We start from the raw sequence: 11953 nt of genomic DNA, 5'->3' as shown, positions 1-11953 counted from the left end.
CAGGTGGGGCTTAGTGCTCGATCTTCGGCTGGAACTGGGGGTCGATGACCTGCCAGTCTTGTCCAGCCAGGGAGGTGACACCGAAGGTCACATCCGCTTTGGGATTGTCGGGCCCCACTGGATTGCCGTTGCCGTCCAGGGGCCAGGAAAGTTTCACACGCACAGCGTGCAGCTTGCTGGTGTTGGCCGGGGCTGGGTTCCAGTCCGTAATCACCACCTCGGCACGGTAAGTGCGTCGGGTGCGGTAGCGCTCAATGGTTGCCAGATCTGCGCCGTCTTCTGGCGAAGGCAGATACACGCCCAGATCATCAAAGTAAGCCGGGCTGAAGGTGGCGGCTCCCGCCTGCAGGCGCTGGCCCTGCAAGCGGTTGTAGAGATCTTCCAGCACCGTCGCCACCACGGTGTGGTTCACCGCCTTGCGGGATACATCCAGGCCCACTGGCAGGATGCCCACCACCGAGACGAGCACGGTGGAGATGATGGCTACGCAGAGGACAATCTCGGTCAGAGTGAATCCGCGGCGGGCCGTCGTAGAAGGGACTGACTTCACATTCATGGGCGATAGAGTCGGACACGGCCGGTCAACGTATCCACGTTGACCTGGGCCCAGTTCGCGGCCTCCCGGCCCTGGTGGTAGAGATAAGAGCCATCGGGGTTCACCGAGGCAGGGGCGAGGACAAAGAGGGCATTGCGACCAGAGCTGCCGGGGATCCGGGCGGTGCCGGAGGGCAGGAACTCGACGTAGTGCATCTTGGTCTCGCCATCCGGGCTGGCGAAGCTGGCGCCGCCCACCTGGGCGGTGACGTAATCACCTCGAACTGAGGCCCCATCGGCCTGGGCGTAGGAGGAGGAGCGGATGTACTCCGGCAGAGCCGGTTCCAGTGCCACACCTTCCGGCAGCTTCTGCCAGGCGGTGAGCTGGACGTACTTCTGGGACTCGTCATTCCACTCCCAGAGGCTGGCCTTGCGCAGCTGGGTGTTGCTGCCGTCCGTCACCTCGGTGGCGACGGCGAAACGGATGACGGTGTGGCGGGCGATCGCCTCGCTGCGGGCCAGGCTGATCAGGTTCGAGAACTCACGCGCGCTGGTGCTGAGGGACGCAGCGGCGGTGGGCGAGTGCATCGCGGGGATGGAAATGCCGGACAAAACGGCCACCACGGAGATCACGGCCAGCATCTCCACCATGGTGTAGCCCCCGGCAAGGCGGCAACGCAGCGATTTCCGGCTGCGGGTAGAAGAGGTGTCGGTACGAGGGGGAAGTTTGGAGAACATTACAGGGTTTCAGGTCGGCTCGACTTCCTTCTCGATTTTGAGATCGGGTAGTCGGGATGTTGAAGTGCCTTCCGTTGTCTGGATGGGCCAAACGACAAAGATGTCCGCGACATCAATGTACACTCAGTTAGTGTGAATTGAAGGTACTCACGCGGCCGGAGTTGTCCACTAAAAATATGGGGTATTTATCCTACTGAGTTGGTAGGAATTGAGGATGTAAACACCAAACTTCAGGACCGGGCGAAATCGGGAATCCGGAAGCGTTTGCGGTACGCTCCGGGGGCGAGGCCGGTGGTGCGCTTGAAGAGCCGTCGGAAGAAAGCGGCGTCCTCATACCCGGCCTGCCAGCTGATTTCATCGACCGGGGTGTCCGTGCGCTCCAGCCGTCGTTTGGCCTCCTCCATCCGCAGGCGCTGCACATAGGCCAGCGGGGCCAGCCCGGTGGCCTGGGTGAAGCGGCGCTTGAAGGTGCGCTCCGCCAGGCGGGAGCGTTTGATCATCTCCTCCACTGGCTGGGCGAGGGTGAAGTTCTTCACCAGCCATTTCTGGGCGCTTTCGATCTCCGCATCGCCGTGGTCTCGCCGACCGTCGAAGACCATGTAGGGAGTGAGCCCATCCTGATGCCACTGGAGGGCGAAGGTGCGCGCGATCTCGTGGGCGGCGGTGGCCCCGACGAAGCGGGCAATGAGGTAGAGTGCCATGTCATGCCAGCTCATGGACGCACCGGAGCAGATGAGTTCATCCCGATCTCCGGACACGGTGAGCACCCGCTCAGGGTGAATGCGGACGGTGGGATGCGTGCGCTCGAACGCCTGGACGTAGCCATAGTGCACCGTCGCGTCTCTGCCAAAATAGAGGTCCGTCTCGGCCAGCAGAAAGACCCCGGAACAGGCGGAGCAGAGCACGGCCCCACCCTGGTGCATGCGCTTCAACCAATCCACCAGGGCAGGGTAGCGCCCCGTGGTCCAACCCTCTGCCGGAAGCAGGAAGGAGGGCACGATGACGATGTCGGTGGTGGGGATGTCCGCAATCTCGCGCTGCACACTGACCGGCACCCCACTGGCGAGTTGCAACGGGCCGGCTGACTCCCCCACGATCTCCACTTTGAAAGGGTTCTTGGGGACCGGCAGATCCATGAACGAGAAGGCGTTCAAGACATCGAAGATGCCCGTCAAGGTGGAGATGACCGCGTCTGGCAGGGCCACGAGACTGACGTGCCGGGGATCGGCTTCCACCTGTTCAACTCGTCGCGTCATGAGGGTGTCTTCTTTGAGGATGACCGGGCGGGCCGCTGCGCCTTACGCCCCAAAAGTGGCATAAACGAACCGCTTCTGGGTGCTTCCGACTCTGGTGACGCCATGGCGGGTGGGCGAGGCTTCATGCGAAGACAGAAACGCATTCATGCAAACACAACAACAACTGCAAACCAAGCCCATGAGTACACCAGTGATCGACCAAACCAAACTCGAATCTTTTGTCATGCGCGCCATTGGCGATCTCTCAGCCAGCTCGGGAGGCATCCTCGTCAGCCTGGGGCACAAGCTGGGACTCTACAAGGCGATGGCAGGGGCGGGCCCTCTGACCTCGCAAGAGCTGGCGGACCGGGCCGACTGCGCGGAACGATATGTGCGCGAGTGGCTGAACGGCCAGGTGGCTGGAGGCTATGTGCAATATCACGCGGTGAGCAGCACCTACGAGCTGAGCCCCGAGCAGGCGATGGTGCTGGCCGATGAGGACAGCCCCGTCTTCATGCCGCACGCGTGGAGCGTGCAGGCCTCCATGTGGTTCGATGAAGACAAGGCCGCCCATGCCTTCCGCAGCGGCAAAGGAGTAAGCTGGGGAGAGCATCACGACCGCCTCTATTGCGGGGTCGCCGCCTTTTACCGCAACGCGTACAAGGGCAGTCTGGTGTCCCAATGGCTGCCCGCGCTGGAGGGCGTGGTGGAAAAGCTGGAGGCAGGCATGGATGTGGCCGACGTCGGCTGCGGTCACGGCCACTCCACCCTGCTGATGGCCCGGGCTTTTCCCAAGTCACGCTTCTACGGGTACGATGTGCACCAGCCTTCGATTGAGGAAGCTCGCGGTCTGGCCGTGGAGGATGGTCTGGAAGGCAACACGGAGTTCGAGGTAGCACGAGCCACGGACTACCCCGACCAGAAGTTCGGCCTGATCTGCTTCTTTGACTGCCTGCACGACATGGGCGACCCCGTGGCCGCCGCGCAGTATGCCGCCAAGGTGTTGTCTCCTGGTGGCACCGTGCTGCTGGTGGAGCCCTTTGCCAATGACCGCACGGAGGACAACATCTCCCCTGTCGCAAGACTCTACTACACGGGCTCCACGATGCTGTGCTGTCCCCATGCCGTGTCCGAGGGTGGGCACATGGTGCTGGGAGCGCAGGCGGGTGAAGCGCGACTGGCGGAGGTGTTCCGCAAGGCGGGGTTCACGAAGTTCCGCTGCGCGGTGAAAACGCCGTTCAACCTGGTGCTGGAGGCACGGAGGTAGGGGGGGCACAGATTCAAAAGGACCGAAGGTCCGGCCTCATTGCAGCCTTGGGCATCGCCCAAGGTTTGCAGATCAAAGACTCATTGAGGGCTGAAGGCCCGGCCCCATCAAACCTCCCCACCACAAACATCCCTGAATGAACCGGGCCTACAGCCCTGAGCATCTCAATTCCCCAATGACCTTGGGCGATGCCCAAGGCTGGCATGACTCCGGGCTTTCAGCCCTCAACCCGGGTGCCCAGAGAGTTATTGCTGGAGGTGGTGACGCGCTTCCCTCATGACAGTGGTCCCGCACATTCCAATAACCTACCTCGCCCCTTGCTTCGGCAGCTTCATCGGCTTCCCCACGGCGGCGTTGCAGACGGCGCATTCCTCCAGTCCCACATAGGCGGGAGCAGCCTCGGCAACGCCAAAGTCCGGCCCGTGCTCTTTGCGCTGGAAGGACTCCAGGGCCTTCATGCCCTCCTTGCGTTTCTCCTCCAGTTTCACCAGCAGGCTGGATCGCTCCTCATCGGTCAGGCGCAGCTTCTTCATCCGTGTCGCCATCCATCGGTTCACCAGTTCATTGATGGCCTGCAGCCGTTGCACTGGGTCCTCGTCATGCAGCATCTCTTTTGACTGCTCTTCCAGCCCTGGCCCAAACGTGGAGGTGGCCAACTTCACGCCATAAAAGCGATCAGGCCGTGCCTGATAAGCCTGCAGCGCCCAGATGGTGGCATTGCAGACCGGGCATGCATAGATGAAGTGAAAGTACGTCTGACCTTCCTTCTTCATCAAGATCTGGGCCACATCCTCCCCAGACAGGCCCGTTTCATAGGCGCCTTCCAGCACACTGAAGAAGATGAACTGAGTGGTCTCATCCAGCATCTTCTCTGCGGGACTTTCGGCATGTGCTCGAACCGGTGCGAAAGCGATGGCAAAAAGGCAGAGCAAGATCGGAAACAAGCCATTCATGCCACCATCGTACTCCTCCCGCCCGAGCTCGGGAACCCGCAAATTGTAAGGAGATTGTCTGACCTATGACAGGAAAACGAAGACGCTCCAGATGTTGCCACCTGGAGCGTCAGAAACCTTGGGGAGGGCTCTAACAATGTCAGCTCAGTCCGCCTGTCCCCAGACCCGCGGGTTCTTGAAGCCCTTGGGAGCCGGGCCGCTCTTGGGCGCGACGGCTTCTGCGGCGAGCTTGTCATAGCGGGCGCGCAGTTCCTGAACCTTCTCCGGATTGGCCTCGGCAACGTTGTTCTTCTCACCCACGTCACTGGCGAGGTTGAAGAGCTCCACGCCTTTGGCGGGTTGTTCGCGACCCTTCTTGCCTTTGCCCTTGGCAGCGTCGCCCGGACCGTCTTCGTCATCGCGATTCGCACCGCCAATGACGAGCTTCCAGTCGCCGGAGCGGATGGCGCCGCCGTTGGGCGTGGTGTTGACGAGGATGGCGTCATGTGGTGACGCCGCGCCTTCCGTGACGGTGGCCCAGACATCCTTGCCATCCAGCGGCAGAGGTTGTTTCAAAGGTGCGCCCGCAAGGCCGAGCAGCGTCGGGAACCAGTCGGCAATGTGGATGGGAGCCTGCACCGAGGTGCCGGGTTTGATCCTGCCTGGCCAGGTGGCGAAGGCGCAGACGCGCACACCGCCCTCATATACCGTGCCCTTGCCCGCGCGCAGCGGCCCGTTGCTGGTGAGTTTCTTGGGATTCGGCCCGCCGTTGTCGCTGGAGAAGATGAAGAGCGTGTTTTCCACGAGCTTCTCATCCCGTACGGCCTGCACGATCTTGCCCACTGCCGCGTCCAGCGCGGTGATCATGCCCGCATAGGTTTTGCGTTTGCCCTCGAACTGCGTGTAAGGTGCCTCGTACCCGGCTGGCACCTGATGCGGAGCGTGCACGCCGTTGAAGGGCACATAGAGGAAGAGCGGGCGGGACTTGTCGCGTTCGCGCACACGGCGGGCGGCCTCCTTGCCAACGAGCTCGGTGGAATAGCCTTCGTCGTGATTTTCCTTGTCATCGCGGTGCCAGTCGAACCCGCCATCGCGAATGTGGGTGAAGTAGTCCAGAGCGCCGTTGTAGTGGCCGTACTGGTGATCAAAGCCCCTCTTGGTGGGCAGATAAGCGGGCTGGAAGTGGCCGAGGTGCCACTTGCCGGTGATGGCGGTTTCATAGCCTGCTTCTTTCAGCGCTTGAGGCAGGGTTCGCTCCTCCAACGGCAGACCGTACTCCGCCCAGGGACGCACCACGCCGGTCTGGAATCCGTAGCGGAAAGGGTAGCGGCCCGTCAGCAAAGCGGCGCGGGTGGGAGAGCACACGGGCTGCACATAGAACTGGTCCAGCGTGGCACCGCCACGGGCCAACTCATCCAGGTGCGGGGTCTTGATCTCACTGCCGCGCCAGCCCACATCATGGGAGCCCAGATCATCGGCCAGGATGAAGACAATATTCGGGCGGGGAGCCTCGGCGGCAGAGACCTCGCTGGCGGCAATGGCCAGCAACAACAGGGAAGCGATGCGATGGATCATGTAGCGTATCTAGGGGGTGGGAGAAAGATGAAGGCGTGCGGGGAAACGATGAAGAAGTGCGCTTCTTCACACAGATTGAGCCTGCCGGGGACGACGACGGCGCAACACCAGCATGGACAAGGTGGCGACCAGCAGCACCCCACGCGAGGGCTCGGGAGCGAGCGTGACAAACACAATGCCCTGGCTGGAGAACAGGCTGGCGTCCCACATGAGGGAGCTGTCTGAGAGCTGCGGCAGCACAAAGGTGGGCGTGGCCGATGAAAACGCGGCAAGCCCGTTCCAGTCCACGAGGTTGAACACGTCCCCTGCGGCAAACGTAGCGCCCTCCGTGGGGACGATGACAATGGACTTGGTCCCGCTGGTGGTGGCGGTGAAGGAGCCGGTTATTTCCAAGTGATCGTGTTGAAATCCGGACTGGTTGACCGCGGCCGAAAGGTCAGCCGCGTAGTCGGCACCCAGCCCGGACAAGGCTGCGGCGTAGCCTTCCGATGCGGAGTCGGTCAAGGCTGCCACATGCACCGTGGCCGCCTGCACCTGGAAGGTAAGCGTGCCGCTCTCAAACAACACATCGCCATTCACCCAGAGCGTGCCCAGCTTGCCGCCAGCATCGAAGGAGGTGTCCGCACCTGCGAGCACGGAATCGCCGGGCCGCACTTCCCCACCCTGCAGGGTAAGCCCGGTCTTGATGACCCCGGTGCCACTGACCACGCCCCCGGTCGTGACAGTGGTGCGCCCAGTGCCGGTGGTGCCTGCGGTGAGCGCCTGGCTCAGGCTGCTGCCATCGCCACCGGAACCGACCTGGAGCACGCCCTGCTGCACGGTGGTGGTGCCGCGATAAGTGTTCTGCCCGGTGAGCCGCCAGGTGGCCGTACCGGTCTTGACCACATTCACCGTGGCCTGCACGGCGAGGTTGTCGGAAATCACTCCACTGACCTGATTCTGTACCGAGGCCGCCGCCGCCCCTCCCAAGGTCAGGGTTTTGGTTCCGGTTTGGGAGATGGTCACCTGCCCGGACCAGTCCAGCGCGCCTGTCTTCTCCGCCAGCAATACTCCGCCCCCGGTTTCGCCGTTCAGCAGAAGCTTGCGGTTCGAGGACACATTTTCCGTCCCCTCATAGCTGAAGGCACCGGTCGTTGCGGCGTTCCCCAGTACGAGAGCATTCTCGTCCCCTGTCGTGATGCCCAGAGCTTCGAGGTCCGTCACCACCAGCTTCCCATCCCAGATCTCCGTGCGGCCTGTGTAGCCGTTGTCGGACAGGAGCTTCAAGGTGCCAGCGCCTGTCTTGGTCAGGCGGGAGCCGCTCACGGTGCCATTGGTGATGGTGGAGGTGACTTCCAGGATGTTGGTGGCCTCCGTCGCGGCGCTGAGGGCCACGTCCACGGTCCGGCTGCCGTTAAGGGCCATGGTTCCGTTTTGAATCAGAGCCGCGGTATCTTTTCCATCGGCGAATGCGGCGATGTTGCCATTCAGATTCAGGAGATTACCCGCCCCCACATCCAGCACCGCCTTCACCGTCGTCCCCCCAAGGATCAATCCATTCACCCCATGCACCGCCCCCGTGCCGGTGAAGCGCAGCGTGCCTTCAGTGACACGTGTGGTGCCTCCGTAGTTCAGGGCATTGGTGGTGGAGGACAAGTTCAGAACACCCGAGCCCATCTTGATAAAGCGACCGCTCCCGCCTCCCCCGATCGCATTCGCAAAAGTGACTGTGAATGTCTGCGTATCGAAGATCGCATCGCCCAGGAACAAGGTGCTTCTTGTTGAGGCATCGAACGTCTTCGCCGCATCCGCATACTTGAGTTTGCCGCCGTTGAAGACCAGCGAGCCGCCAACCCCCAAGGCATCCGCATGGCTGATCAGGATCGTGCCTTCATTGAAGTAGGTGCTGCCTGTGTAGGAATTGGCCGATTTCAGATCGAGCGTTCCCGCCCCGGCCTTCACCAACGAGACAGCACCGCCTGCCGCATTGTCACCCACCACCGCACTCACAATGAGGTTGGCCCCGGTGACCCGGACGAACAGTTCGGCCGCCGCCGTTGTATTTCCTGCGGTCAATTTGCCCGTGCCCGTGATGTTGCTGACGCTGGTACCGGTGCCATCCACTGTGCCGCCGGACTTGATCAAACCGCCGCTGACTGTGGCCAGGGTATTGGTCCCCAGGTTCACATCAATGCCTGCGGCAAGGTTCAATGAGGCAACGTCATAGGAGGTGCTGAGCGTCTGGTCGGCCGAGGGCTTGGCGTGGACGGCGGAGGTCCAGCCCGTGGCGGCGGTGGTGAGATAGTCCGAGCCGCTCATGGCGATGATGCCGGTGCCGGTGACGTACTTCACAAACTCGTTGCCGTTCGTGGCCCAGCCACCCAGGAAGCCGTCTGCGACTCCGCTGGTGAAGACCAGTTTGTTCTGCGCGGTGCCGAGGCTGCCACCAGTGAAGTTCACGGTGGCACCAGCAGCTCGTGTGCCGAAGCTGGCGAAGGTGAAGGTTGAGGTACCGTCCGACGCCTGGGTGGTGATCGTATTCGATCCCGCCTGCAAGTGGAGTGCTCCAATCGTCTCACTGTAGGCAATGGCATTGTTGCCGCCGATGCCGTAAAAGAACGTGCCTCCTGCGAGGGTGAGAGTTGCCGCGTCATTCACCCGGTTGCCACTGTTGTTGGTGGCATTGCCGTTGTTGATCCTGAAAGTGCCGCCCTGCTTCACTGTGATGCCACTGGTGTTCGCGAGTGAACCATTGGTGCCCGGTGCGTTTCCCTGCTGGTTCACGTGGAGAATCCCCTCCTCCACTATGGTTTCTCCGGTGTAGGTATTGGCACCGCCCAGCACAAGGGCAGCACTTCCCTTCTTCGTCAGCGCAAGCGCTTCAGTCGATCCATTGTTGAGGCTGCCCGTGAAAGTGCCGCCGCCATTGACGGTGAGTGTGCTGGGGGTGTTGAGAGTGGCGGAGTTGTTGATCACCGTCCCGACTCCATCCAACGATGAGACTGTCACACTGTTGCCATTGAGTCGCAATGTGCCGCCCAGCATGTTGAGCGAGTTCACCCCGGTGGTGTTGAGCCCTCCCGCACTGCGCAGTTCCACGGTGCCGTTCATCACTGTCAATCCACCGGTGAAAGTGTTGTTTCCACCCAACGCGAGGATCTTGGTGCCGCTGCCGGTGCCGTTGTAGAGCACACCGGAATCTCCGGCCAGCACGCTGTTGATCGTGGCGGTGATGTTGCTGTCACTCGCCACATGGACGATGCCTTGCGTGTAGGATGCCAGATCCACCACGCCCGCAGTGAAGGTTCCGTTGGCCGTGAAGAGCAGCCCGCCGCTATCAATGCCCAGGGTCACTGCCGCGCCCAGAGTGACCGCTCCCGTGTTGCTGTTCGTCCATGAGTTCACGCGCACCGAGCTGGAGAGGGTCACGGCGCCGCCGGATTTCACGGCATTGACCCCGGCCGTCAGGGAGTTGGCCGCGACCACCGTGTACTCGCTGGAGTTCAGCAGACGCAGGCCGTTCGTGGAGTCATAGGTGAGGAATCCGGTGCCCGTGCCCGTGGTGGAGACATCCCCCACCAGCCAGGGCAGAATAGCGCCCGCAGTGCCAAAAAGGGCGAGCGGTTCGCTGACATAAACTCTCACGGCACCCGCCGTTCCCGCACTCTGGCCCAGGCCGTCTGCGCGGATCAGCCCCAGGGCGCTCCCGCTCCGGGTGAGCGAGCCCAGTCTCAGCTCGTACTCATCCCCAGCACCTGCTTTGAGGGAGACAAAGGAACGAGCCTGCCCTGCAATCACCAATCCACCGACGGTCTCCACTTGCACCGTCTGAGTGGTGAAGTCGGAGCCGTTGAAGTTAAGATTGGTCACATCGTTGTTGCCTCCGGCCGTGAGTGTGATGATGGCCGCGTCTCCCACTCGGTTCACGGCCACCGTGTCGGTGTTGGAACCAAAGGTGAGCGTGGTGCCAGCCGCCACCGTCACGGCAGAACTGGAGGTGATGGAACCCCCGCCTGAAATCTGCAGTGTCCCGACCGTCACGTTGGTGACACCGGTGTAAGTGTTGCTGCCAGAGAGGAGGATCGTCCCTGCAGAAGTCTTGTTAACCCCGGAGGAAGCCGTGCCGTCCGCGATGACCGAGCGAATCTCCAGATCGATCAGCGCGGAGATGTTCTGCGCAGAGAAGTTGCGCGTGCCATTGAGCGTGATGGTCCCGCCCTGGATGAGCGCCGCGAGGGGCGTATTGGCATTCAGGAAGTTGATCGCGCCAGCCAGGTGATAGACGGTGCCCGTGCCCAGGGTCACGGTGGAGGAGAGCCCTGCCACACCGCCCAGATTCAGCGTGGTCCCGCTGATGGACAGGCCGTCGCCAATCGCCAGCGTGCCGGAGCTGACCAGATACGGACCGGAGGGAGCAGAGGCGTTGTTCAGATACAGCGTGCCTGCGCCAGACTTGGCGAGGCCGGCCGTGCCAGAGAGGGCGACGTTGGAGATCAGCGTGGCTCCCGTCGCGACATTGATCTGCGCCTGCACTGCGCCAAAGCCCAAGGCTCCATCCGTGCCCTGCGCCAGCGTGAGGGTGCCGCCTTCCTCGAGGGTGATGCCAGAGAGGAGCAGCGCTCCGTTCACGGTGACTTCATAGCTGCCAGTCGCATCTGTGCCTGCGGCAAAGACGGCGGTGTCGGTGCCGGTGTTGGCCCACACGCTGGGCAACGTGAGATCGCCTGTAGCGGTGGCATTCCAGTTCTGCGTGGTCAGGTCCCACACGCCAGTGGGTGTCGCGGAGCCGCTGCCTGCGACATCTCCATTGAGATCCCAATACAAGGGGGCCGCAAAGGAACGGGAGGTCCCCGCCAGCAACAGCGCGAGCAGCAGGGGCATGATCAAGGGAGCTCCGGCACCGGCTCGTGTGCGTCGTGACGGAAAGACAGAGGATATGGGAAAGAACATTGATTTACTCGCAGAAGCAGGTTGGTCCTGGCACAGAGGCATGCAGGCTCATCCGCACCACCCCTCAGTGGGGCAGGCGTTCAAAAGGTGGTTGATGAGATAGGACGGTGGTTTGGCGCAGACCGTCAGCAGCAGTCTCTGCCCCGCGGTACCGGTGGTCGGATGTGGCGGGGTCTGTATGGATCAAGCAGGAGCACGGACATGGGAACGGGGCCGTCACGAGACGGTGGAGACCTGACAGGCTTCCCAGGTGGGATCGGGCAGGAAGTTTGAAACGTGAACCTTCCTTCGTGCGGATCGGCCAAATGCTCCGAGGCCGGATGCATTCACACTGGTTTAGTGTGGATTGAAAGTAGCCACGGAGGGGAATTTGTCCAATGGAAATTTTTCCGGATCAGGTTTGTCGATGGGGGTCAATGTGACGCGAACGCGTAGTTCGTCCCGTTCGTAGCGGGTCGATTTCGTTCTTTTCGTGCATTTCGTACTTCGTTCAGTGGAGATCTGCTGCCGTTTCTGACGCGAAGAGCTGGGCGGTCGGCAGGTTCTCGACTTCTCCCGTCAACTCCTCCGCTCCCAACCCGACGGGGACCGTCGGACTACTCCCGCGACGTCGCTTCATGCGTAGTCCGGTTGTCCCAACCGGCTCAGTCGCCGCAGAAGCACGCGTCCAAGTCACCAGTCTTCTTCGCCGGGGGTGCCTCGCGATTCGTGTCGCACCGCTTCGTCGATTTCGTGCATTTCGT

At 62.0% G+C, this 11953-nt stretch carries 8 protein-coding genes; 1 reads left to right on the top strand and 7 read right to left on the bottom strand.

Annotated features, from left to right (window positions below):
• Positions 1 to 10 precede the first annotated feature (10 nt).
• The 3 genes from BV034_RS03485 to BV034_RS03475 form a co-directional block, all read right to left on the bottom strand.
• On the bottom strand, positions 11 to 556 hold the full coding sequence (locus BV034_RS03485) for a prepilin-type N-terminal cleavage/methylation domain-containing protein (RefSeq protein ID WP_050024164.1): 546 nt from the start codon (positions 554 to 556) through the stop codon (positions 11 to 13).
• Positions 553 to 1272, bottom strand: coding sequence for a GspH/FimT family pseudopilin (locus BV034_RS03480; protein WP_265592579.1), 720 nt, complete (start codon positions 1270 to 1272; stop codon positions 553 to 555). The genes BV034_RS03485 and BV034_RS03480 overlap by 4 nt, the downstream gene beginning before the upstream one ends.
• A gap of 230 nt (positions 1273 to 1502) precedes the next feature.
• On the bottom strand, positions 1503 to 2528 hold the full coding sequence (locus BV034_RS03475; protein ID WP_050024160.1) for a helix-turn-helix domain-containing protein: 1026 nt from the start codon (positions 2526 to 2528) through the stop codon (positions 1503 to 1505).
• A gap of 178 nt (positions 2529 to 2706) precedes the next feature.
• Between BV034_RS03475 and BV034_RS03470 the strand changes: the two genes are divergently transcribed.
• The gene (locus BV034_RS03470; RefSeq protein ID WP_050024158.1) at positions 2707 to 3774 is read left to right on the top strand and encodes a class I SAM-dependent methyltransferase; all 1068 of its coding nucleotides are present in this window, start codon (positions 2707 to 2709) and stop codon (positions 3772 to 3774) included.
• Between the two features lie 305 nt (positions 3775 to 4079).
• Here BV034_RS03470 and BV034_RS03465 read toward each other — a convergent pair whose 3' ends face one another.
• From BV034_RS03465 to BV034_RS35585, 4 genes are all read right to left on the bottom strand, one after another.
• The gene (locus BV034_RS03465; protein WP_265592578.1) at positions 4080 to 4727 is read right to left on the bottom strand and encodes a hypothetical protein; all 648 of its coding nucleotides are present in this window, start codon (positions 4725 to 4727) and stop codon (positions 4080 to 4082) included.
• A gap of 144 nt (positions 4728 to 4871) precedes the next feature.
• Positions 4872 to 6281 carry an arylsulfatase gene (locus tag BV034_RS03460; protein ID WP_050024154.1) on the bottom strand — a complete coding sequence of 470 codons (1410 nt, stop codon included), beginning with the start codon at positions 6279 to 6281 and terminating at the stop codon, positions 4872 to 4874.
• Between the two features lie 66 nt (positions 6282 to 6347).
• Positions 6348 to 11141 carry an autotransporter-associated beta strand repeat-containing protein gene (locus BV034_RS03455; protein ID WP_265592577.1) on the bottom strand — a complete coding sequence of 1598 codons (4794 nt, stop codon included), beginning with the start codon at positions 11139 to 11141 and terminating at the stop codon, positions 6348 to 6350.
• Between the two features lie 559 nt (positions 11142 to 11700).
• Complete coding sequence (locus tag BV034_RS35585; protein ID WP_265592576.1) at positions 11701 to 11829, bottom strand: hypothetical protein; 129 nt, start codon at positions 11827 to 11829, stop codon at positions 11701 to 11703.
• Positions 11830 to 11953: the final 124 nt, after the last annotated feature.

The organism is Verrucomicrobium sp. BvORR034 (assembly GCF_000739635.1).
Classification (GTDB): domain Bacteria; phylum Verrucomicrobiota; class Verrucomicrobiia; order Verrucomicrobiales; family Verrucomicrobiaceae; genus Verrucomicrobium.
This window is presented reverse-complemented; position numbering and strand designations above follow the sequence as displayed.

Excerpts from the sequence above, each read along its gene's own strand:
- BV034_RS03485 (WP_050024164.1), bottom strand. The coding sequence starts at position 556 with ATGAATGTGAAGTCAGTCCCTTCTACGACGGCCCGCCGCGGATTCACT.
- BV034_RS03480 (WP_265592579.1), bottom strand. The coding sequence starts at position 1,272 with ATGTTCTCCAAACTTCCCCCTCGTACCGACACCTCTTCTACCCGCAGC.
- BV034_RS03475 (WP_050024160.1), bottom strand. The coding sequence starts at position 2,528 with ATGACGCGACGAGTTGAACAGGTGGAAGCCGATCCCCGGCACGTCAGT.
- BV034_RS03470 (WP_050024158.1), top strand. The coding sequence starts at position 2,707 with ATGAGTACACCAGTGATCGACCAAACCAAACTCGAATCTTTTGTCATG.
- BV034_RS03465 (WP_265592578.1), bottom strand. The coding sequence starts at position 4,727 with ATGAATGGCTTGTTTCCGATCTTGCTCTGCCTTTTTGCCATCGCTTTC.
- BV034_RS03460 (WP_050024154.1), bottom strand. The coding sequence starts at position 6,281 with ATGATCCATCGCATCGCTTCCCTGTTGTTGCTGGCCATTGCCGCCAGC.
- BV034_RS03455 (WP_265592577.1), bottom strand. The coding sequence starts at position 11,141 with ATGCCCCTGCTGCTCGCGCTGTTGCTGGCGGGGACCTCCCGTTCCTTT.
- BV034_RS35585 (WP_265592576.1), bottom strand. The coding sequence starts at position 11,829 with ATGAAGCGACGTCGCGGGAGTAGTCCGACGGTCCCCGTCGGGTTGGGA.